18 protein-coding genes are annotated in these 21,184 nt (G+C 73.2%); 11 read left to right on the top strand and 7 right to left on the bottom strand.

The window, feature by feature from the left end; translation table 11 throughout:
• Positions 1–91 precede the first annotated feature (91 nt).
• The gene (locus tag IE318_RS40035) at positions 92–934 is read left to right on the top strand and encodes a chitosanase (protein WP_229904079.1); all 843 of its coding nucleotides are present in this window, start codon (positions 92–94) and stop codon (positions 932–934) included.
• An 86-nt stretch (positions 935–1,020) separates the two neighbouring features.
• On the opposite strand, the gene IE318_RS40030 is transcribed toward IE318_RS40035, so the two are convergent.
• A complete protein-coding gene (locus IE318_RS40030) occupies positions 1,021–2,880 on the bottom strand; it encodes a glycoside hydrolase family 15 protein (protein WP_189907799.1) in 1,860 nt (619 codons plus the stop codon).
• Positions 2,881–3,163: 283 nt separating this feature from the next.
• On the opposite strand from IE318_RS40030, the gene IE318_RS40025 reads away from it, so the two are divergent.
• Complete coding sequence (locus tag IE318_RS40025; protein WP_189907798.1) at positions 3,164–3,367, top strand: hypothetical protein; 204 nt, start codon at positions 3,164–3,166, stop codon at positions 3,365–3,367.
• A gap of 210 nt (positions 3,368–3,577) precedes the next feature.
• Positions 3,578–4,981 carry a Si-specific NAD(P)(+) transhydrogenase gene (gene sthA / locus IE318_RS40020; protein WP_189907797.1) on the top strand — a complete coding sequence of 468 codons (1,404 nt, stop codon included), beginning with the start codon at positions 3,578–3,580 and terminating at the stop codon, positions 4,979–4,981.
• Between the two features lie 44 nt (positions 4,982–5,025).
• Here sthA and IE318_RS40015 read toward each other — a convergent pair whose 3' ends face one another.
• A complete protein-coding gene (locus IE318_RS40015; RefSeq protein ID WP_189907796.1) occupies positions 5,026–5,511 on the bottom strand; it encodes a DUF5709 domain-containing protein in 486 nt (161 codons plus the stop codon).
• Positions 5,512–5,773: 262 nt separating this feature from the next.
• Between IE318_RS40015 and IE318_RS40010 the strand changes: the two genes are divergently transcribed.
• Both IE318_RS40010 and IE318_RS40005 read left to right on the top strand, forming a co-directional pair.
• A complete protein-coding gene (locus IE318_RS40010; RefSeq protein WP_189907795.1) occupies positions 5,774–6,442 on the top strand; it encodes a DedA family protein in 669 nt (222 codons plus the stop codon).
• 31 nt (positions 6,443–6,473) lie between these two features.
• On the top strand, positions 6,474–7,244 hold the full coding sequence (locus IE318_RS40005) for a phosphatase PAP2 family protein (RefSeq protein ID WP_229904078.1): 771 nt from the start codon (positions 6,474–6,476) through the stop codon (positions 7,242–7,244).
• A 39-nt stretch (positions 7,245–7,283) separates the two neighbouring features.
• Here the strand turns inward: IE318_RS40005 and IE318_RS40000 are convergent, their stop codons facing one another.
• Together IE318_RS40000 and IE318_RS39995 are read right to left on the bottom strand one after the other, a co-directional pair.
• A complete protein-coding gene (locus tag IE318_RS40000) occupies positions 7,284–8,231 on the bottom strand; it encodes a lysylphosphatidylglycerol synthase domain-containing protein (RefSeq protein ID WP_189907794.1) in 948 nt (315 codons plus the stop codon).
• On the bottom strand, positions 8,228–9,724 hold the full coding sequence (locus IE318_RS39995) for a hypothetical protein (protein ID WP_189907793.1): 1,497 nt from the start codon (positions 9,722–9,724) through the stop codon (positions 8,228–8,230). Before IE318_RS39995 ends, IE318_RS40000 begins: the two co-directional genes overlap by 4 nt.
• 283 nt (positions 9,725–10,007) lie before the next feature.
• On the opposite strand from IE318_RS39995, the gene IE318_RS39990 reads away from it, so the two are divergent.
• Positions 10,008–10,391, top strand: coding sequence for a BlaI/MecI/CopY family transcriptional regulator (locus IE318_RS39990; protein WP_030172663.1), 384 nt, complete (start codon positions 10,008–10,010; stop codon positions 10,389–10,391).
• 23 nt (positions 10,392–10,414) lie between these two features.
• Here IE318_RS39990 and IE318_RS39985 read toward each other — a convergent pair whose 3' ends face one another.
• Both IE318_RS39985 and IE318_RS39980 read right to left on the bottom strand, forming a co-directional pair.
• Positions 10,415–12,757 carry a glycoside hydrolase family 65 protein gene (locus tag IE318_RS39985; protein WP_189907792.1) on the bottom strand — a complete coding sequence of 781 codons (2,343 nt, stop codon included), beginning with the start codon at positions 12,755–12,757 and terminating at the stop codon, positions 10,415–10,417.
• Positions 12,754–13,506: a beta-phosphoglucomutase family hydrolase gene (locus IE318_RS39980; RefSeq protein WP_030172661.1), complete on the bottom strand. Its 753-nt coding sequence runs from the start codon at positions 13,504–13,506 to the stop codon at positions 12,754–12,756. The genes IE318_RS39985 and IE318_RS39980 overlap by 4 nt, the downstream gene beginning before the upstream one ends.
• A 168-nt stretch (positions 13,507–13,674) precedes the next feature.
• Between IE318_RS39980 and IE318_RS39975 the strand changes: the two genes are divergently transcribed.
• From IE318_RS39975 to IE318_RS39955, 5 genes are all read left to right on the top strand, one after another.
• Complete coding sequence (locus IE318_RS39975) at positions 13,675–14,415, top strand: nucleoside/nucleotide kinase family protein (protein ID WP_189907791.1); 741 nt, start codon at positions 13,675–13,677, stop codon at positions 14,413–14,415.
• 297 nt (positions 14,416–14,712) lie between these two features.
• Complete coding sequence (locus IE318_RS39970) at positions 14,713–16,338, top strand: glycosyltransferase family 39 protein (protein ID WP_229904081.1); 1,626 nt, start codon at positions 14,713–14,715, stop codon at positions 16,336–16,338.
• A 39-nt stretch (positions 16,339–16,377) separates the two neighbouring features.
• Positions 16,378–17,325, top strand: a complete 948-nt coding sequence (locus tag IE318_RS39965) for a MurR/RpiR family transcriptional regulator (RefSeq protein WP_189907790.1) — start codon at positions 16,378–16,380, stop codon at positions 17,323–17,325.
• Positions 17,326–17,658: 333 nt separating this feature from the next.
• The gene (locus tag IE318_RS39960) at positions 17,659–18,039 is read left to right on the top strand and encodes a hypothetical protein (RefSeq protein ID WP_189907789.1); all 381 of its coding nucleotides are present in this window, start codon (positions 17,659–17,661) and stop codon (positions 18,037–18,039) included.
• A gap of 65 nt (positions 18,040–18,104) precedes the next feature.
• On the top strand, positions 18,105–20,567 hold the full coding sequence (locus IE318_RS39955; protein WP_373311423.1) for a SpoIIE family protein phosphatase: 2,463 nt from the start codon (positions 18,105–18,107) through the stop codon (positions 20,565–20,567).
• A gap of 36 nt (positions 20,568–20,603) precedes the next feature.
• On the opposite strand, the gene IE318_RS39950 is transcribed toward IE318_RS39955, so the two are convergent.
• On the bottom strand, positions 20,604–21,167 hold the full coding sequence (locus tag IE318_RS39950; RefSeq protein ID WP_189907788.1) for a flavin reductase family protein: 564 nt from the start codon (positions 21,165–21,167) through the stop codon (positions 20,604–20,606).
• Positions 21,168–21,184: the final 17 nt, after the last annotated feature.

Genomic DNA, 21,184 nt, shown 5'->3' with positions numbered 1-21,184 from the left:
TGACCACATGTTCGAGACTCTGATAGTAAACCTTCCTATCAGTTGGCTCCGGACGCCAACTCTCCACCCCCCACTCACACTTGGAGCCCCCGTGGTGCATCCGAACCCCGGCACGGCCGTACCGGCCGCCGTCTCCCGCCGTACCGTCCTCGCCCTCGTGGGCGTGTCCCTGGCCGCCGTCCCCCTGCTCGACGCCCCGCGCGTCGCGGCGGCACCGGCGGCGGCACCGGGCCTGGACGACCCGGCGAAGAAGGAGATCGCCATGCAGCTGGTGTCGAGCGCGGAGAACTCCTCGCTGGACTGGAAGGCGCAGTACCAGTACATCGAGGACATCGGCGACGGCCGCGGCTACACCGCCGGCATCATCGGCTTCTGCTCCGGCACCGGCGACATGCTCGACCTGGTCCAGCTCTACACGGACCGCAAGCCCGGCAATGTCCTGGCCAGGTACCTCCCGGCGCTGCGCCGGGTGAACGGCACCGACTCGCACGAGGGGCTGGACCCGGACTTCCCCGGGGACTGGCGCAAGGCGGCCCGGGACACGGCCTTCCAGCAGGCGCAGAACGACGAGCGGGACCGCGTCTACTTCGACCCGGCCGTCCGGCAGGGCAAGGCGGACGGGCTGCGCGCGCTCGGCCAGTTCGCCTACTACGACGCGATCGTGATGCACGGTGACGGCGACGACCCGACCAGCTTCCGCAACATACGCAAGCGGGCCCTGCGCGCCGCGAAGCCGCCGGCGCAGGGCGGCGACGAGGTGACGTACCTCGACGCGTTCCTGGACGCGCGGGTGTGGGCCATGAAGCAGGAGGAGGCGCACAGCGACACCAGCAGGGTCGACACCGAGCAGCGGGTGTTCCTGCGCCGGCGCAACCTCGACCTCAACCCGCCGCTGGACTGGAAGGTGTACGGGGACCCGTACCACATCGGCTGACCCGCCCCATCGGCTGACGCGCGGCACCGGCTGACGCAGCCGTACGGCCGTGGCGCCCGCGCATCGGCGGGGCGGGCGCCACGGCGTCAGCCGAGGGCGCGGTCGAGGTTGTAGGCGGCGCTGATCAGGGACAGGTGGGTGAACGCCTGCGGGAAGTTGCCCTGCTGCTCGCCGGTGCGGCCGATCTCCTCGGCGTACAGGCCGAGGTGGTTGGCGTAGGTGAGCATCTTCTCGAAGGCGAGCCGTGCCTCGTCGAGCCGGCCGGCCCGGGTGAGGGCCTCCACGTACCAGAACGAGCAGATGGAGAACGTGCCCTCGTCGCCGCGCAGCCCGTCGGGACTGGAGCGCGGGTCGTAGCGGTAGACGAGGGAGTCGGAGACCAGGTCCTCCGTCAGCGCGTCCAGGGTGGACAGCCACTTGGGGTCGGTAGGCGCGATGAACTTGGCCAGCGGCATCATGAGCATGGCGGCGTCCAGCACGTCGCCGTCCTCGTACTGGACGAAGGCCTGGCGCCCTGCCGACCAGCCGCGGTCCATGATGCGGCGGTAGATCGCGTCCCGGGTCTGCCGCCAGCGGGGCAGGTCGGCGGGCAGCCCGCGGCGGTTGGCCAGCCGGATGGCGCGTTCGATGGCCACCCAGCACATCAGACGCGAGTACAGGAAGTTCTTCCGGCCGCCGCGGGTCTCCCAGACCCCTTCGTCGGGCTGGTCCCAGTTGTCGCACACCCAGTCCACCAGGGCGCAGACGTCGTCCCACTGGGAGCTGGAGATCGGCTGGGCCCACTTGTCGTAGAGGTAGATCGAGTCGATCAGGGCGCCGTAGATGTCGAGCTGGAGCTGGTCGGCGGCGGCATTGCCGACCCGGACCGGGGCCGAGCCATGGTGCCCCTCCAGGTGGTCGAGCACGCTTTCGGGCAGCTCAGAGCGGCCGTCGATGCCGTACATGATCTGCAGCGGGCCGTTGGCCTTCCCGTCGCCCGGGCTGATGTGCTGGGTCAGGAACCGCATGAAGGCCTCGGCCTCGCCGGTGAAGCCGAGGCGAAGCAGCGCGTAGACGGCGAACGCGGCGTCGCGGACCCAGACGTAGCGGTAGTCCCAGTTGCGCTCGCCGCCGATCCGTTCGGGCAGGCTCGTGGTGGGCGCGGCGATGATGGCGCCGGTCGGGGCGTAGGTGAGCAGCTTCAGGGTGAGCGCGGAGCGGTGCACCCGCTCCCGCCAGCGGCCGCGGTAGCGGGACTGCGCCAGCCAGCGCCGCCAGTACGCCACGGTGGCCGAGAAGTGTTCCTCGGCCTCCAGGTGCGCGCACCGGCGCGGCGCCACCTCGCCGCCCACCTGATCGAGGGCGAAGACCGCCGACTCGCCCTCGTCGAGCTTGAAGTCCGCGCGTACGTCCGGGCCGTCGATCTCCAGGGGCACGGTGGCCGTCAGGGCGAGGGACAGGGTCGCCGACTCGAACAGGACCATGCAGCCCTGGGCCTGGAGCGTGTGCGGGTCGGCACCGTAGTTGAAGCGTGGAGCGACTCGCGCACGGAACGGGAGGGTGCCGCGCACGCACAGCACCCGCCGGATGAGCCGGTGCCTCTCGGCCTCCCCACCGCCCGAGGCCCCGGTCACCGGCATGAAGTCCTGCACCTCGCCGACGCCGTCCTCGGTGAAGAACCGGGTGATCAGCACGTTGGTGTCGGGGAAGTAGAACTGCTTGGTGCGTGCCGCCTGGACCGCGGCGAGCTCGAAGCAGCCACCACGCTCGGCGTCCAGCACCGAGGCGAAGACGCTGGGGGCGTCGAAGGCGGGGCAGCAGTACCAGTCGATCGTGCCGTCGCTGCCGACGAGGGCGACGGTGCGCAGATCGCCGATCAGCCCGTGCTCGGCGATCGGCACATAGCCGGACGCGCCGGGCCGGGACGGCGCGCCGGACGCGGGGTGGGGGCTCGGGGTGTCGGCCATCGCGGCGGCCTCCCTGTCTGGGCACGCGGACAGCTTCCGGAGCGAGTCGCTGTCCGGCCTTCTCGGGCCCTTCCAGCTTAGGAGCGGACGGCCGGGAGGGATGTTTTCGGAGACGGCGGGCAGGTGCCCCACAACCGGCCGGGGTCGTCCCGGCCGGTACGGCGCGCCCTTCCGGATGCAGGGTGCGGCGCGCCGGGCAATGGTGGGAGAAGGTCCCGGTCCCGCAGCACGGGCGGCGCAGTCCGGACCCGGGCGGGGACCCGGCCGGAGCCGAGGAGGACACATGTCGACGTCACAACCCGATGCATCCCGTTGGGCCGGGGGCTGCACCCCGGACAACGTGCTCCACGCCCGTACCGGTACCGACGTCTCGCCCGAGGACATCGTGCTGGCCGCGGGCCGGGACATCACCCCGCGCAACCTGGAATGGGCCAAGCGCAAGATCGAAACGGAGGGCCCGGCCGCCCTGGACAAGCTGCTGCCCTAGGGGGTGTCTCGCCGATCATGCCGGGCTCGCGGTGGCCGGCACCGCTCCCTGATCCGCCCTGATCGACGAGACACCCCCTAGCGACCGGCGGACCGTGCGGGTCCGCCGGCCGTCGGGAAGGGAGCCGGGAGGGACTGAGGGACCGGGGATGCCGCCCCGGTCCCTCCGGGCTCTTTCCGCGGGGGGCGTTGTGCTGTCAGACTCCGGTGCGTGCCCGACTTCGACATGCTCGTGATCGGATCCGGACCGGGCGGCCAGAAGGCCGCCATCGCCGCGGCCAAGCTGGGCCGCCGGGTCGCCGTCGTCGACAGCCCCGACATGGTCGGCGGTGTCTCCATCCACACCGGCACCATCCCCTCCAAGACCCTGCGCGAGGCGGTGCTGTACCTCACCGGACTCACCCAGCGCGATCTGTACGGGCAGAGCTACCGGCTGAAGGAGGACATCACCGTCGCCGACCTGACCGCGCGCACCCGGCACGTGGTCGGCCGCGAGGTGGACGTCATCCGCAGCCAGCTCTCCCGCAACCACGTCTCCCTGTTCGCCGGGACCGGCCGCTTCGTCGACGACCACACCGTCGCCCTGCGCGAAGTGACCGGTGAAGAACGGCTGTTGACCGCCGACCACATCGTCATCGCCACCGGTACGCGCCCGGCCCGCCCGGACAGCGTCGAGTTCGACGGGCGCACCATCATGGACTCCGACAACGTTCTCGCGCTGGAGCGGGTGCCGCGGTCCATGGTCATCGTCGGCGCCGGGGTGATCGGCATGGAGTACGCCTCCATGTTCGCCGCGCTCGGCAGCAAGGTCACCGTGGTCGAGAAGCGGGCGGGGATGCTCGACATGTGCGACGTCGAGATCGTCGAGTCGCTCCGCTACCACCTGCGGGACCTCGCCGTCACCTTCCGGTTCGGGGAGACGGTGGCCGCCGTCGAGCGGCACCAGAACGGCACGCTGACCGTCCTGGAGAGCGGCAAGAAGATACCGGCGGACGCGGTGATGTACTCGGCGGGCCGGCAGGGGCTCACCGACGGGCTGGACCTGCACAAGGCCGGGCTGGCCGCCGACGCGCGCGGCCGGATCGCGGTGGACGAGCACTACCGCACGCAGGTGCCGCACATCTACGCGGTCGGCGACGTGATCGGCTTCCCCGCGCTCGCGGCGACCTCCATGGAGCAGGGCCGGGCGGCGGCGTACCACGCCTGCGGAGAACCCGTCGGCCGCATGCACGGTCTGCAGCCCATCGGGATCTACACCATTCCGGAGATCAGCTTCGTCGGGCGGACCGAGGACCAGCTCACCGAGGACCGGGTGCCGTTCGAGGTGGGCGTGTCCCGCTACCGGGAGCTGGCCCGCGGGCAGATCATCGGCGACTCGCACGGCATGCTGAAGCTGCTGGTCTCACCGGAGGACCGCACGCTGCTCGGGGTGCACTGCTTCGGCACCGGGGCCACGGAGCTCATCCACATCGGGCAGACGGTGATGGGCTGCGGCGGCACGGTGGACTACCTGGTCGACGCGGTGTTCAACTACCCGACGCTGGCGGAGTCGTACAAGGTGGCCGCCCTGGACGCGACGAACAAGCTGCGGCAGATCGACCGGCTCGGGGACTGAGCCGGCCGGTGCGCGGGGGCTGAGCCGGCGGGCACCGCGGCGGCTCAGCGCCCGGTGTCGTCGGGGAGGGTGCTGTCGTCGTCGACGATGTGCACGGCGGCCTCCTCGGCTCCGGCGGCTCCCGCGTCGACGCCCTTGTCGGCGGCGATCTCGTCCTTGGTGGTGTCGGCGTGCGCGCCCTCGTCCGGGGCCACCAGGCGGCCGGCGCGGTCCGTGCCCGCCTCCGGGTCGACGGGCTCGCCCTCACCGCCGGGCAGGTCGCCGATGTCGTCGCCCTCCTGCTCCGCCACGTCGGGCCGCTCCTGGGCCAGCCGCTGGTCCAGGCTCTCGCCGTCGTGCTGTTCGGCGGCCGTCGTGCCGTGCTTGTCGACGCCGAGCGGCCGCTCGGGCGGGGAGTACCCCTCGTCCAGGGTGTCGTCGTAGGTCCGCTCGTCCACCGCGTCCTGCATGTCCAGCGGCGCGGCGTCCTCCTGCTCCTCGTTGCTCCCGGTGGGCTGGTAGGCGTCGTCGGCCATCGGATCGCTGCTCACGGGTCCTCCTTCGCGGCGGGCTCGGTGTCGGAGTGCCCTGACTCGCGTTTCCCGCCGCGGCCGGACCAATCACCCGGTGACGCATCATCTCCACCGGCGGCGGATTCACCCGTCCGCGCCCACGTTTCACCCGAGGGGGCGAGCTCGGGAACGCCGCCGGAGTGGTTTTCGTCTACAGTTCAGTAGACGGTCTACAGATGTGTAGTCACTCCTCGGGCGCGATCGCGCGCGTCCGCCGACCCGACGGAAAGGGCCCGCGACGATGATCGCTGCCTCGTACCTGTCGTCGCAGCTCGCGGTGAACGTGCTGGACGCGCGGTCGCTGCTGGCCGCCTTCGGCGTGCTCGGCGTCGGCGTGGTGATGTTCGCCGAGACCGGGCTGCTGATCGGCTTCTTCCTGCCCGGCGACTCGCTGCTGTTCACCGCGGGCCTGCTGTGCACGGGCACGGCCGACCGGGGTGTGAAGCTGTCACTGGCCCCGCTGCTGCTCGCCGCCGTGGTGGGGGCGCTCGCCGGTTCGCAGTGCGGTTATCTGCTGGGCCGCAAGGCGGGCGGCGCGCTGCTCGCCCGCAGCCGCTCCCGCAGGCTGCGCGAGGGGGCGGGACGTGCCGAGGAGCTCCTGGAGCGGTACGGCTTCGCGAAGGCGATCGTACTGGCGCGCTTCGTCCCGGTCGTGCGTACGGTGCTCAATCCGATGGCCGGCGCCCTGGGGGTGCCGGTGCGGACGTTCACGGTGTGGCAGGTGGCGGGCGGTCTCGTCTGGAGTGCCGGGCTCACCCTGGCGGGATACGCGCTCGGCTCGTCGGTCCCCGACATCGACAGATACCTGCTGCCCGTGATCGCGCTGATCGTCCTCGCGTCGCTGACCCCGCTCGTCGCCGAGGTCCTGCGCTCCCGCCGCGCCGCGAAGGCGAAGGAGGCGCGCGGATGATCCTCGGCCGGCCCGGTCAGCCGCCGGTGTCATGACGCGGCAGACACGGCAGATGCGCTGCATACGGCCCGTACGGCCGACGGACACCGCGGAGGTGGCGGGCAGCCTCGGGATCGGCGCGTGGGCGGCGTTCGCGGTGGTCAGCCTGGTCGTCGGCGGTCGTGGCACCCCGCTGTCCGTGGACGAGGACCTGCTGTCCTGGTCCGTGGGCCACCGCCCGGAGGTGGCGGTGGCGGCGGCGCGCGGGCTGACCGCCACCGGGACGGGTGTCGTGCCGTACGTCCTGGTCGTGCTGGCCGGGATCGCCGTCGGCCGCACGACACGGCAGCGTACGGTCGCGGCGGCCCTGGGCGTCTCCTGCCTGGCCCTCGGGCAGGTCGTGCGGCACGGCGTGATGGAGCTGGTGGCCCGTCCGCGGCCGCCGCGGCAGGACTGGGAGGCGTACGCCTCGGGCTGGGCGTTCCCCTCGGGGCACACCACCACCTCGGCGCTGACCGCCGGACTGCTGATCCTCGCGATCGTCCTGCGCGCCCCGCGCGGCCGTACGGCGCTCTGTGTCGTCGCCGGTTGCTGGGGCATGCTGGTGGGGCTGACCCGCGTCTATCTCGGGGTGCACTGGTTCACCGACGTGCTCGGCGGCTGGCTCTTCGCCGCGGGCTGGCTCGGGATGTGGCTGTGCGCAGCGGCCCGGTGGCTCCCCGCACGTGTCAGGGCCGACATGACAACGCCACCCGGTGGCCCCCCGGAGCGGCCCACGCCCCGCGAATCTCCCGGGGACCCGAGACGACCGGACTCCGGGTGACGTGAAGGGCCCGGCCCTGTTCCTCGCTCCCCCGGCCCCTCACACCGCCCTGCGGCGGATCAGGGCCGTCAGGACCAGCAGGCCGGGGACGAGGGGGAGCCAGACCGTCAGGAGGCGGTAGCCGAGGACGGCGGAGGCGGCCGCGGTGGCGGGGGCGCCGCCGGTGGTCAGGGCGAAGGCGAGCGCGGCGTCCAGGGAGCCGAGGCCGCCGGGGGTGGGCAGCAGGGCGGCGGCGCTGCTCGCGGCGAGGTAGAGCAGGGCGACCCGGGCCGGGGACAGCGGCAGTCCGACGGCCTGGGTGACGGCGACCAGCACCAGCGAGTGCGCCGAGGCGAAGGCGAGCGAGCCGCCCCACAGGGCGGCGGCCCGGTGCGGCCGGGAGTGCACGGCCCGGATGTCGGTCACCACCGACGCCACCGCGGGCCCGCAGCGTGACCGCAGCGGCCCGCGCAGCAGCACGGTCACCAGCACCGTGGCTGCCAGGACGGCGGCCACGGCGGTGCCCGGGACGTGCGGGATCCGCAGGACGCCGGGGCAGGCGGCGGCCAGGACGGCGATCAGGGCGGCGCGGGCGAGGACGCCGGCGGCCGCCTTGACCGCGAGCGCGCTCGCCGAGCGGCCGGCGGACAGCCCGCAGCGCATCAGGAAGCGCAGGTTGACCGCGCCGGCCCCGAGGCCGGCGGGCAGGACGTGGTTGGCGGCGGAGGCGGCGAACTGCGCGGCGACGAGCCGGCCGCCGGGCAGCGGCTCGGCCACCGCGCCCTGCTGGGCGAGGGCCGAGCACGCCCAGGTGGCGACGGCGGCCGTCGCGGCCACCAGCAGCCACCCCTGGTCGGCGGAGGCGAGCCGGCCGGCGCCGGTCTCGAGCACCGGCCAGTGACGCCGGCCGAGGTAGGCCGCGCACAGCAGCACGGTGAGCGTGGCCCCGGTGTGCCACCAGGCGCGGCCCCGCAGGCCGGCCGTGGCGGTGAGGAGCGGGGAGGTCATGCGGCGCCACCCTTCTGCGCCGGCGGCGCGACGTACAGGCGCAGGTCGCCCATCTGCTGGAAGGGCCATGTGCGGGCGTAGGCGGGCGGGGAGCCGCTCGCGGTGACGAGGGTGGCGACCGGGATCCGCCGGGCGGTCTCCTCGATGATCGCCCGGGTGGAGTTGGCGTTGTGCCCGTCGGTCGCGGCGGAGTCGCAGCCGGTGTAGAAGGCGATCGGGATGGCCTCCTCTCCGGTGAGCAGGCAGGGTGGGCGTACGCCGAGGCGGTGCAGCGCGGCGGCGACACGGTCCCACTCCCGGCGGTCGGCGGTGGTCCGGTCGACGGTGTGCGCGAGGACGGCGTACTGGACCCCCAGGTGGAGGGCCAGTCCGAGGCCGACGAGGCTCAGCGCCACCGGCCGCCAGGTGCCGCCCGGGGCGCGCACGAGGTGGACCAGGGCGTCGGCGACCGGGATCGCGAGCAGGGCGTAGGCGGGCAGCAGGAAGCGCGGCGCCGCGTACCCGATCATGAACAGGTAGGGGAAGGCGGCCGAGGCGCCGCAGGCCAGCGCGATGAGTGTGGGCGGGGTGCGCCGGGCCCGACGGGCCAGGGCGAGGCCCAGCAGGGCGAGCAGCGGCACGACGTACCACCAGGCCGTGATCAGCGGGTTCGGCAGCCCGCCCGTGCAGGGGCGGCACAGGGTCCGGCCGCCCAGGCTGCGCAGCTGGTCGGCCACGGCGACGTGCCAGCCGAGGCCGCCCTGTATGGCGGAGCCGTCGGAGAGCCGCTGCAGCAGGCCGCCGTAGCTGACGTAGGCCTCGACCACCCACTCGGCGGAGCCGGCGACGAGTCCGGCGAGCAGGGCGGCGAGCGGTCTCCAGCGGCGCCGGAGCAGGGCGAGGGCGAGCAGCGGGAGCACCGCCCAGACGGCGTCCATCGGCCGCATCCACGCCATGAGGGCGGAGCCGCCGACGAGACCCCACAGCGCCGCGCGGTCGTGCGGGTCCGCGCGGACGCGCAGGAAGCAGCCCGCGCAGGCCAGGGCGCCGATGGCGACCCAGTAGTTGGGCATGGCCTGGGGGCCGTAGAACAGCGTCACCCACAGGGAGGCGAACAGGGCGCCGGCCAGCGCCAGGACCCCGGCGGGGAACAGATGCCGCCACACCCGCAGGGCCAGGTACAGGGCGAGGCCGGACAGGACGGCGAGGTAGACGCGCAGCAGGGCGGTGGACGACGACCAGGAGGCGACCGGGGCCACCAGCAGCGGGACGCCGCGGGCGCGCGGGGCACTGAAGAAGGCCGCCGGGGCGTGCGGGCTGACCTGGCTGACGTAGACGGTCTCGTCCCAGCCCAGGCCCATGCCGGGGCGGACGAGGAGGAGCTGGGCCAGGGTGAAGGCGGCGGCCACGGCCGCCAGGGGCACGTCGCGGCGGGAAGGCAGGACGCGGCCGAGGCCGGGCGCCGGTCCGGCCCTCCGGGTCCCGGTGAGTAAGGCGTGCGTACTGTCGGCCATCTCCACCCCTCACCCCTACGCGTTGTAGGGTTCTGGCTCCCCAGTCTGCGGGATCGGTGTAGGAGCCGGGTAAGACGTCGGGGAATCGTCGGGAAAGCGTCGCGTACATGTCCGCGAACTCGGCGAGCATCGTACGGATCGACAAAAAGCAAAAAACAATCAGGCAAGGCAAGGAAGCGGATCAAACGGCGAAATCAGGGACAACCTAACCCGCGCCGGGCCGCCCCGCCGGGCGGGACACCGCCGGACGGCTGACATCACTACGCGCTGTAAGGTTGAGGGCATGGCTGGTAGAGGGCCTCATGGCAGGACGGAACGGCGCAGCTCGGGTGAGCTGGAGAGTGAGGTCCTCGCGACGCTGTGGTCGACGGAGCGGCCGCTGACACCGGCCGAGATCCAGCTGGAGATAGGCGGCGACCTGGCCTACAACACCGTGCACACCATCCTCAAACGGCTCTACGACAAGGGCCTGGTGCTCCGCGAGGTCGACGGGCGGCGGGGTGCCTACCGGCCCGCGAAGAACGCCGCGGAGCTGACCGCCCAGGCCATGCACGAGGCCCTGGACCGGGGCCCCGATCCGATCGCCGCCCTGCGGCAGTTCGTGACCGGACTGAGCCCCGAGGAGGAGCGGGCCCTGCGCGAGCTGCTCACCAGGGGCCCCGCATGACGGTCCGCTGACGGTCCACGTCCTCAGCGGACGTTAGGGCGTCGGTGCGGGGGCTGTTCCGGGGACGGAAGGTGTTTCGGCGGGGGGACCGGGCGGGATGCGGGGGTGTCCGGCTGGAGGCGGAGGGCCTCGCCGTGGTGGCGGACCGTCAGTGCCGGTCCGGACAGCAGCGTGTACGTGGCGGTCTCCTGGGTGAACTCCAGGCGCAGCCGGCGGCCCCGGTAGAGCATGACGAAGGCCAGACGGCCGAACTTCTCCGGCAGCCGCGGCGAGAACTCCAGCGTCTCGCCGGCCCGGCGGGCGCCGCCGAAGCCCGTCACCAGCGCCAGCCAGGTACCGGCCAGCGAGGCGATGTGCAGCCCGTCGCGGGTGTTGTGCTCCAGGTCCTCCAGGTCCATCAGGGCCGCTTCGACCGTGTAGTCGTAGGCGAGGCGCAAATAGCCCGCCTGCGCGGCGATGACGGCCTGGATGCACGCCGACAGCGAGGAGTCCCGTACGGTCAGCGGCTCGTAGTAGGCGAAGTTCCGGGCGACGTGCTCCTCGTCGAACTCGGTGCCGCAGGTGTACAGCGCAAGCACCAGGTCCGCCTGCTTGATCACCTGCTTGCGGTAGATGTCGAAGTAGGGGAAGTGCAGCATCAGCGGGTACTGGTCGGCGCGGGTGCCCTCGAAGTCCCAGCGCTGGAGGCGGGTGAAGCCCGCGTGCTGCTCGTGCACCCGCAGTTCGGCGTTGTAGGGGATGTTCATGCTCTCGGCGGCGTCCCGCCAGGAGGCGCTCTCCTCGTCGTCGGCGCCCAACCGCTCAGCCTCCTTCGGGTAGCGCTCGACGACGTCGGCGGCGGCGAGCAGGTTCGCCCGGGCCATCAGGTTGGTGTACAGGTTGTCGTCTGCGATCGCGCTGTACTCGTCGGGACCGGTGACGCCGTCGATGTGGAAGGTGCCGCGGTGGTCGTGGTGTCCGAGCGAGCGCCACAGCCGGGCGGTCTCCACCAGCAGTTCCATCCCCGTGTCACGCTCGAAGTCCTCGTCGCCGGTGGCGGAGACGTAGCGCACCAGGGCGTGCGCGATGTCGGCATTCACATGGAAGGCGGCCGTGCCGGCGGGCCAGTACGCCGACCCCTCCTCGCCACCGATGGTCCGCCAGGGGAACGCCGCGCCGCGCAGCCCCAGTTGGGCGGCGCGCTCCCGGGCGGCGGGCAGCGTGTTCTGCCGCCAGCGCAGCGCCTCGGCCACGGCGCCGGGCGCGGTGTACGTCAGCACGGGCAGCACGAACATCTCCGTGTCCCAGAAGGCGTGCCCGTCGTAGCCCGATCCGGTGAGCCCCTTGGCCGGGATCGCCCGCTCCTCGGCACGGGCCCCGGCCTGCAGCACATGGAACAGGCCGAAGCGCACCGCCTGCTGGATCTCCTCGTCGCCTTCCACCTCGACGTCCGCGCACGCCCAGAAGTCGTCCAGGTACGCCCGCTGTTCCGCGGCCAGGCCGTCCCATCCGTCGTGCGCGGCGGCCGCCAGGGCCGCGTCGACCTGGTCGCTCATCGCCGGCAGGGAGCGGGTGCCGGACCAGCCGTGGGCGACGAGCTTGTCCACGCGCAGTTTCTGCCCCGGCTCCAGGACGGCGGCGACCGTGAGCCGGGCCAGGTCCGGGCGGCTCTCGCAGCTGGTCGTGGTGCGCTCGGGGCCGGAGACGACGTGGTCGGCGGCCACGGCCACGCGCAGTCCGCTGGTGCGCGTGCGGTGCACCAGGCGCAGCCGGTGACCTGAGGTGAAGTGCTCCTCCGGCTCCAGCGGCGCCTGGAGGGCCATCGCCGCGCGCGGGTCGCCCTTGGTCTGCGGCAGCTGCTCGTTGGCGACGAGTTCGGACTGGATGACCACCCGCGTGTGGCAGTCGACCGCCTCCACCTCGTAGGACACCGCGCCGAGGGACCGCTGGGTCAGGGAGATCATGCGGGTGGAGCGCACCCGGATGCGGGTGCCGGCCGGCGAGCACCACTCGCAGGTCCGCTCCATCACGCCGCGGCGCAGGTCGAGCACGCGCTCGTGGGAGACGAGCCGGCCGTAGCGCAGGTCGAACGGCTCGTCGTCGACCAGCAGCCGCAGGATCTTGCCGTTGGTGATGTTGATGACCGTCTGGCCCGACTCCGGGTAGCCGTAGCCGGCCTCGGCGTACGGCAGCGGGTGGGCCTCGTAGACACCGTTGAGGTAGGAGCCGGGCAGGCCGTGCGGTTCGCCCTCGTCGAGGTTGCCGCGCCAGCCGACATGGCCGTTGGACAGCGCGAAGACGGACTCGCTCTGGGCCAGCACGTCCAGGCTGAGTTCCGTCTCGCGCACCGTCCACGGCTCCACCGCGTACGCGCCGTGGGTGATCATGCGGCACCTCCCTTGCCGGTGAGGAGCTCGGCGAGGTCCTTGACGACCACGTCGGCGCCGTGCGCGTAGAGGGCGTCGCTCTGGCCGACGCGGTCGACGCCGACGACGTACCCGAAGTGGCCGGAGCGGCCGGCGTCCATGCCGGCCAGGGCGTCCTCGAAGACGGTGGCCTGCTTCGCCTCGACCCCCAGCTCGTGGGCGGCGGCGAGGAAGGTGTCCGGGTGCGGCTTGCCGGGCAGTTTCCGCTCGCGGGCGACCACGCCGTCGATCCGGACGTCGAAGAGGCGTTCGGCGTCGATGGAGCGCAGCACGTCCAGGGTGTTGGCACTGGAGGAGACGATCGCCGTCTTCAGGCCCGCGGCCCGGACCGCCTCGATGTAGCGCAGGGTGCCGTCGTAGGCCTCGACGCCTTCGGTGCGGATCTTCCGCAGGACGAGTTCGTTCTTCCGGTTGCCGACTCCGTTGACCGTCTGCGCGCCGGGCGGGTCGTCCGGGCCGCCCTCGGGCAGTTCGATGCCCCGGGAGGCGAGGAAGGTGCGCACCCCGTCGGCGCGGGGGCGGCCGTCGACGTACTCGTCGTAGTCGGCGACGGCGTCGAACGGCCGGAAGTCCGCGCCCTCCCGCTCGCGCAGGAAGGCGTCGAACGTCTCCTTCCAGGCGGCCGCGTGCACCACGGCCGTCTTGGTGACGACCCCGTCGAGGTCGAAGAGGCAGGCCAGGATTGTCTGGGGCAGACCGAGCTCTGTCATACAGGCACCCTTCCCCACATCGCGGGCCCGAGAGAGTGTCACGCGCCACACAGGACGTACTTTCCGGCATACCTTCCGCATGCCTTCCGACAACTATCGGACCATCAGGCGCTCCCGGTGCGACGGCATGGAGGGCCGACCGGGTGACCGGGTGACACACTGTGGCCTGTGCCGACGACCTCGACCTTCGACGATCTCCTCATCCGGGCCCGGTCCCTCGTCCGCGAGGGGCACCGCGCGATCCTCGGCATCGCGGGCGGCCCCGGCGCGGGCAAGTCCACCCTCGCCGAGCGACTGGTGCGGGCGCTGAACGGCGCGCACGAACCCTGGGTCGCGCACGTCCCCATGGACGGCTTCCACCTCGCCGACGCCGAACTGGACCGGCTCGGCCGCCGGAACCGCAAGGGCGCGCCGGACACCTTCGACGCGGCCGGGTACGCGGCGCTGCTGCGCCGGCTGCGGGAGGAGTACGAGGGCGCGGCGTCGGACGGCGGCGAGACGGTGTACGCGCCCGGCTTCGAGCGCGTCCTGGAGCAGCCGCTCGCGGGCGCGATCCCGGTGCCGCCGTCCGTCCGGCTGGTCGTGACGGAGGGCAACTACCTGCTGCTGGACACCGGTGCCTGGGCGCGCGTACGGCCGCAGCTGGACGAGGTGTGGTTCTGCGAGCTCGACGAGCGGGAGCGGATCCACCGGCTGGTCGCCCGGCACGAGGAGTTCGGCAAGGACCACGAGCAGGCGGTCGCCTGGGTCCTGGGCACCGACCAGCGCAACGCGGAGCTGGTGGCGGCGACCCGCGACCGGGCGGACCTGGTCGTGCCGGAGGCGCTGGTGCGGGGCGGGTGTGCCGCTCCGGCACCCGGTTCGGGCACGGACGCGGACGCGGACACGGACGCCGGCGCCCGCGCTTGAGCGGCCGGGTGAACCCCCGCCCGCCGGCGACCGTACCGGTGGGTGCGGCAGAGGGTCTGCCGGTACGAGTCTGGAGCGGTGACGCGGCGAATGACGGTGGGCGAACAGCACCCGGCCCCGGCCTCAGGGCCCCTCGGCGACGGGTCCCCTCGGGCGTCCGCCGGTGAGACGTGCGCCGAGCCGCCGGGCGCGGCCGGGGGCGCCGGGGCGGCGCGCGTGTACGCCGGGCTGCGGCGGCACCGGCGGTGGCTGGTGCCGCTCGCCGCGGTCCTGCTGCTGGCGCAGATGGCCGTCGCGATGGTCACGGCGGCGGCCGAGCAGACCCCCACCATCGACGAGCCCGTCTACGTCGGCACGGCGGTGGTCTACCTCCACGAGCACAGCCTGGCGTACAACCCCGAACACCCGCCGCTCGGCAAGCTGCTGATCGCGGCGGGGGTGGCCGTCGCCCGCCCGCACTTCGACGCCTCGTTCACGGGCGACCAGGGGCTGCTCGGGCGGCATCTGCTGTACGAGTCGGGCAACGACCCGTGGCGGCTGATGCTGTGGGCCCGGTTGCCGGTGATCGTCGCGACCCTGCTGTTCGGGCTGGTGGTGTTCGCGTTCGCCCGGGAGCTCGCCGGCACCGCGGGCGCGCTCGTGGCCCTCGCCCTGTACGCGTTCTCGCCCGATCTGATCGCGCACGGCTCGCTGGCCACGCTGGACGTGCCCGCGGCGGGCTTCGTGCTCCTCTCGGCGTGGCTGATGTGGCGGGCACGGCGGCGGCCACGGCCGTACGTCCCTCTGGCCGGGGCGGCGCTCGGCGCGGCCGTGGCGACCAAGATGAACGCGCTGCCCGCCGTGCCGGTGCTGCTGGCGCTCGCGGTGCTGACGGCCTGGACGGGAGGCCGCCGTTCCGCCGCCGGCGGCGGCACCCGGGCCGGGACCGCCCGGGTCCTGGCCGCCGGTGCCGGACGGGCCGCCGTCGCCGGGGCGGTCGCGGTCGCCGTCGTATGGGTCTCGTATCTGGTCGTCGACCCGCACCTGCGCCCACCCGCCCGGCAGACGGTGCCCGCCGTTCACGGGCTGCGCGGGGCGCTGGTCGATCTGCTGCCGCTGCCCGGGTCGTACCGCGACGGGATGCGGATCCAGTTCGGGCTGGAGGCCCACGCCTGGCAGGGGTTCCTGTTCGGGCACGTGTACACCGGGGCGCGCTGGTACTACCTGCCGGTCGCACTGCTGGTGAAGACACCGCTCGGCGCGCTGGCCCTGTGGGCCGCCGGGACCGTGGCCCTGGTGGCCGTGCGACGGCTGCGGCGCGCGGCGCCGTACGTCCTGGCCCCGCCCGCGGTGCTGCTGGCCGGGGCCATGCACTCCTCGCGCGACTTCGGCACCCGGTACGCGCTGTTCCTGCCCATGTTCCTGGCCGTCGCCACGGCCGGGACGGTCACCGTCGCGGCCGGCGCGCTCTCCGTCGCGAGCCGCGCGGTCCCCTTCGCGGCCGGAGCGCCGAGCGTCCGCCGCGTGCGGGGACAGCTCGCCGTGGTGGCGGCGCTGGTGGTGTTCGTCGCCGTCAGTTCGCTGCGGACGTTCCCGTACTACCTGCCGTACTCCAACGAGGCGTTCGGCGGGCCGGCGAAGACCCATCTGCGGCTGCACGACTCCAACGTGGACTGGGGCCAGGACCTGGGCCGGCTCGCCGACCGGCTGCGCGCCCGGTACCCGGGGGAACGGGTCTGGCTCGTCTACAAGGGCAGCGGGGTGCCCGCCTTCTACGGCATCCACGCGGCCGATCCGCGCGGGGTGCCCCCGGAGCGGGTGCACGGTCTGCTGGTGGTGTCGGACTCGGCGGCCGCCAAGGCGAAGGGGCGGCTGGCCGCGCTGATCCGGTCCGCCAGCCCGGTCGGCGAGGTCGGTCACTCGATCACGCTCTACCGGCGGTGAGCCCTGGTCATGACGGTGAGTGAGCTATGTTGAACCTCTGTGGGAGACAATGAAGGCGCCCAGGCGCCATCGCCGCAGCAGGCCCGGGCACAGGCGTCCGCGATCACCGCGGGCAAGTCGGTGCCGCAGGCGGAGGCGGCCCCGGCGTCCCAGCTCAGAGAGCTGTTCGACGGGCCCCACCTGTCTCCCGGGCAGCGTCGCATCGCCCAGTACCTGATCGAGAACATCGCCGAGGCGGCCTTTCTGTCGATCACCGAGCTCGCGGACCGGGTCGGCGTCAGCCAGCCGTCCGTGACGCGGTTCGCCGGCGCGGTCGGCTTCAGCGGTTACCCCGCCCTGCGCGAGAAGCTCCAGTCCATCGCGCTCAGGACGCTCGCGGGCGGTCCGGGCGCGGCGGAGGAGGACCGGGGCAACGAACTCCAGGCCGCTATCGACGCCGAGATCGAGAACCTGGAGAACCTGCGCCGGGACTTCGCCGACCCCGACCGTGTGATCAGCGTCGGCCGCGAGCTGTCGCGGTCCACCCCGCTGACCGTGCTCGGGCTGCGCATCTCCGTCTCGCTCGCCGAGTACTTCGCCTACGCCGCACGGCGCATCCACCCCGACGTACGGCTGGTCACCCTCGGCGGGAGCGTCGCCTACGACGCGCTGCTCCAGGCCCGTGAGGCCGGCGGCACCTGGGTGCTGGCCTTCTCCATGCCCCGGCACGCGCACGAGACCCTCACCGCCGTCCGGGTCGCCCGCAGCGCCGGGTTGAAGGTGGCGCTGATCACCGACCTGGCGCTCGGCCCGGTGGCCGACGAGGCCGACGTCACCTTCGCCACCGGCACGGGCTCCCGCCTGGTCTTCGACTCCTACGCCGGGCCCGGTGTGATGTGCGCGGCCCTGCTCCAGGCCATGACCGACGCCGATCCGGAGCGGACCCAGGCCCGGCTGGAGGAGTACGAGCAGCTCGCGGACCAGCACCAGTTCTTCCTCAAGGACTGACCGTTCTCCGTCACGGGGGCCGCCCGTCCGCCGCCCGTCTCTTCCTCGGGACGTCTCTCGCTTTCCGCGGAGTGATCGTTCGCGGAACTGATCGGAACGTTTGGGGAGTATGCCGTTCAAAGCAGGCATGAATGTTTTCATACGTCTTGCAAAGCGGATGGCATATATAAATACTGCTCACGGATCGCGGCCGGCCCACTCCGGGCGCGCTCCACGGGGCGTCCGGTCGGGCACCGCCTGCGCGTGCGCCCGCGGCGGCCCCGGTCATCCCCTAGGCCGGGGCCGCCTCGCCCTCGTCGGACCACCCTCCACGACGCCGCACACCCGGAAGCGATGATCATGCCTGTGACGACCACGCGCACCAGCCCGGACTGGCCCTGCCAGGTCAAGGCCCCCGGAAGCTACGACTGGGAGCGTTCGGCGACCAGGTGGCTGCGCGAACTGGTGCCCGCACGCTACGGCAGCTACCCCGCGCTGGTGCGCCACCCCGTCCTGCTCGCCCGGCACGCGCAGATCCAGGTCGAGCAGGAGATCCGGGTGGCCCGCACCGCCCTGCAGACCGCCCGCGCCGACCTGCCCCGGCTCGGCATGCCGGAGTCGGTCATCGAGCACACGATCAAGCTGTACGCCGCGGAACTGCTGCAGCTCCAGCACATCGCCCGCAGCGTCCGGGCCGTGTCGGAGGCGCTGGTGGGGCGCGGCGGCGGTCGCTGAGAATCCCTCCTCGCCGTTTTCTCGCACGAATACGGACCGACAATCCTGCGATCGGACCGGTTCCGATGTGCAATGCTCGTCCCGTGACCAGCGATTCCGGCTTCTCCGCGGACTCCGGCCCCGCACCCGACACGGCGGCGCTGGCAAGGATGGTGGCCAGGCAGCGGGCCGAGATGGACCGACTGCAGGAGCGGGTGGCGACCTCCGCCGTGGTCGAGCGGGCCAAGGGGGCGCTGATGGCGCTGACCGGCTGTTCCCCGGAGGCCGCGCAGGAGGAGCTGCTCCAGCGTGCCAAGACCGCGGGCCGCACGCTGGTGGAGGAGTGCTGGATCACGCTCGGCACGCTGATGCCTCCGCTCACCCACGCCGGTGACGGACCGTCCCCCGGCTCCCCGGCGACCGTCTCCGCCGCCCCGGCCGACCCCGACCTCGGCAGCTCGCGGGGCCCGGCCCCGTCCCCTGGCACCGTCGTCGCGCCCGCGACAGGCGGACCCGGCGGCGACTCCGCCGTCCTCGCGGTGCTCGGCCGGGCCCTGGTCCGCGCCGGCACCCCGCAGGACCTCGCCCACTGCCTGCGGGAGCATCTCGCCGAGCCCGTCGGGGCGGATGCGGTGATGCTCTACCGGCGGCTGCCCGCCGGAGGGCTGGAGTTGATCGGCCACGCCGGCGTCGACGAGACCCTGGCGGACCAGTGGCGGCACGTGCCGCCGCTCAGCGGGGTCACCGCGCTGGACGCGCTCGACGCCGGTGAGCCGCGCTGGCTGGAGAACCTCGCGGAGGACAGCGAGCGGCACCTGCTGATCGGCGAGCCCGTCGAGCAGTGGCGTTCGCGTGCCTGGCTGCCGGTGGTCGGCGGGAGCCCGTCCCACGTGGCCATAGGCGTACTCCGCTCCCAGGACGGGCCGTTCACCCCGCGCGTCCGGGAACTGCTGCGCGGTGCCGCCCGGCTGTGCGCCGGCCGGCTGCGCGCCTTCGACGCCCGCCCCGAGTACCTCGCCGAGGGCGCCCCGGACGCCGTCCGCGCCCTGATCGAGGCGCTGCCCGGCACCACCCTGCTGCTCACCCCGCTGCGTTCGGCCTCGGGTGACGTCGAGGACTACCGCATAGACGCCGCCACCCCGCAGACCGTCGATGTGACCGGGCGCGGCGGACGCGAGCTCACCGGGCGGCGGATCCTGGAGTGCTGGCCGGCCGTCGCCGAGGAGCCGCTGTGGCAGGGCTGGCTGGGCGTCCTGGACACCGGTGAGCCCTACGAGAGCGAGCCGTACGCGCAGCAGGAGCTTGTGGCCGGCGCCCAGGAGCTGTCCACGTACTCGGTGCGGGCCACCCGCGTGGGCGACGGGCTGCTGGTCACCTGGCTGCGCCAGGACTCCTCCGACCGGCAGGAGCAGCGCCTGGCGGATCTCCAGCGCCTCGGCCGTCTGGGCTGGGCCACCTGGAACCTGGTCACCCGCGAGGCCATCTGGTCGTCCCAGGTCTACGCCCTGTGCGACCGCGACCCTGTCGACGGCCCGGTGCGACTGGAGGAACTGCCGAAGCTGGCCCTGCCGGAGGACGAGCCCGCGCTCGTCCGGGCCGTCGAGGAACTCCTCGGCGAGGGCAAGCCGTTCGACGTGCCGTTCCGTATCAGGGCGACATCCGGCATACGGCACCTGCGGGCCGTCGCCGAGGCCGTGGCGGACGCCGAGGGCACACCGGCCGAGGTCCATGGCTTCGTGCAGGACCTCACCGCGCAGCGCAGCGCGGAGCTGGCCCTGGTGGAGAGCGAACGGGCGATGCTGGCGCAGCACGGGATCCTCCAGGCCGAGCGGATGCTGGCCGGCCGGCTCCAGCACGCGCTGCTGCCGCTGCCGCGCCGGCCCGTGCGCCTGGCCGGGCTGCGGGTGGACCTCGCCTATCTGCCCGCCGAGTCCGGGATCCACGTCGGCGGCGACTGGTTCAGCGCCATCGAACTCCCGGGCGGAGACGCATTGTTCGTGGTGGGGGACGTCGCCGGGCACGGCATCGACGCGGTGGCCACCATGGCCCAGCTGCGGTTCACCGCCAAGGGCATGATCTTCACGGGCTCCTCGCTGACCGGCGCGCTCGCCCGGCTGAACACTCTGCTGCTGCACTCCCGCGACGCACACGGCACGGCGACCATGGTGCTGGCGCGGTACCAGCCGGACGAGCACCGGCTCCTGTGGGCGCAGGCCGGCCATCTGCCGCCGCTGCTGCTGCGCGGGGGCGAGGCCCGCTACCTGGAACGCCCGCGCGGGGTGCTGCTGGGAGCGGCCGAGACTCCGCACTTCGAGGAGGCCGAGTGCCGGCTGGAGCCGGGCGACCGGCTGCTGTTCTACACCGACGGCCTGGTCGAGCGGCCCGGCGAGAGCATCCACCAGGGCCTGCAACGCCTCGCCGAGGCCACCACCGTCCATCGCACGGACGCACCCGGCTCCCTCGGCCCGCTGCTGACCGCGATGCTCAAGGGCGAGCGGCGGGACGACGTCTGCGTCCTGGACATCCGGGTCCCGGCGGAACCGGCGTAGCCCGGCCGGGCTTTCCCGATCCGCCCGGTGGCCGGGTCAGCCCACCGGGTGGCCCGGCGAGATGGCGGCCGCGTCCGTCAGCCGTAGCAACGGGACACGGCGTCCCCCCTGTTCGCCTGCTTCGGGGGGTTCACCTCGTTCGCCCTGTTCGCCCGGTTCCTCTTGTTCGTCGCGCCCGGCCCGTCCCCCGGACTCGACCGGCTCCAGTACAAAACCCACATGGTCCCCGCCGTCGGTGCGCAGAACGATCCGGCCGACGAACCAGGCCGGAGCGTCGTCGAGGACGACGGCCCCGTCCTGCCGCCGGGTGCAGGGCACGTGAGCGAACTTGTCCACGCCGTCGTCGCCGGTGCCGCCGCCGAAGAGCTCGGCGAGGGCGTACTGATCCCGGGCCAGCAGATGCACGGCGAGCCGGTCCGCCCGCCCGGCCACCCGGAAGGTGCGGTTCACCTTGGACAGCCACACCACGAAGCGCAGCGGATCGATGGAGCACTGCGAGGCGAACCCGACCAGGCAGCCCGCCCGCTCCCCGCCCGCCGCGGCCGTCACCACGTACACCTCGGGGTCGAGCCGCCCCAGGAACGCGTCCACGCCCGTCATGTCGTAGCCCTCCGTCC

The sequence above is a fragment of the Streptomyces spiralis genome (genome assembly GCF_014654675.1).
GTDB classification, from domain to species: domain Bacteria; phylum Actinomycetota; class Actinomycetes; order Streptomycetales; family Streptomycetaceae; genus Streptomyces; species Streptomyces spiralis.
This window is presented reverse-complemented; position numbering and strand designations above follow the sequence as displayed.

Excerpts from the sequence above, each read along its gene's own strand:
- IE318_RS40030 (WP_189907799.1), bottom strand. The coding sequence starts at position 2,880 with ATGGCCGACACCCCGAGCCCCCACCCCGCGTCCGGCGCGCCGTCCCGG.
- IE318_RS40025 (WP_189907798.1), top strand. The coding sequence starts at position 3,164 with ATGTCGACGTCACAACCCGATGCATCCCGTTGGGCCGGGGGCTGCACC.
- IE318_RS40010 (WP_189907795.1), top strand. The coding sequence starts at position 5,774 with ATGATCGCTGCCTCGTACCTGTCGTCGCAGCTCGCGGTGAACGTGCTG.
- IE318_RS40005 (WP_229904078.1), top strand. The coding sequence starts at position 6,474 with ATGACGCGGCAGACACGGCAGATGCGCTGCATACGGCCCGTACGGCCG.
- IE318_RS40000 (WP_189907794.1), bottom strand. The coding sequence starts at position 8,231 with ATGACCTCCCCGCTCCTCACCGCCACGGCCGGCCTGCGGGGCCGCGCC.
- IE318_RS39995 (WP_189907793.1), bottom strand. The coding sequence starts at position 9,724 with ATGGCCGACAGTACGCACGCCTTACTCACCGGGACCCGGAGGGCCGGA.
- IE318_RS39990 (WP_030172663.1), top strand. The coding sequence starts at position 10,008 with ATGGCTGGTAGAGGGCCTCATGGCAGGACGGAACGGCGCAGCTCGGGT.
- IE318_RS39985 (WP_189907792.1), bottom strand. The coding sequence starts at position 12,757 with ATGATCACCCACGGCGCGTACGCGGTGGAGCCGTGGACGGTGCGCGAG.
- IE318_RS39980 (WP_030172661.1), bottom strand. The coding sequence starts at position 13,506 with ATGACAGAGCTCGGTCTGCCCCAGACAATCCTGGCCTGCCTCTTCGAC.
- IE318_RS39970 (WP_229904081.1), top strand. The coding sequence starts at position 14,713 with ATGGTCACGGCGGCGGCCGAGCAGACCCCCACCATCGACGAGCCCGTC.
- IE318_RS39960 (WP_189907789.1), top strand. The coding sequence starts at position 17,659 with ATGATCATGCCTGTGACGACCACGCGCACCAGCCCGGACTGGCCCTGC.
- IE318_RS39955 (WP_373311423.1), top strand. The coding sequence starts at position 18,105 with ATGTGCAATGCTCGTCCCGTGACCAGCGATTCCGGCTTCTCCGCGGAC.
- IE318_RS39950 (WP_189907788.1), bottom strand. The coding sequence starts at position 21,167 with ATGACGGGCGTGGACGCGTTCCTGGGGCGGCTCGACCCCGAGGTGTAC.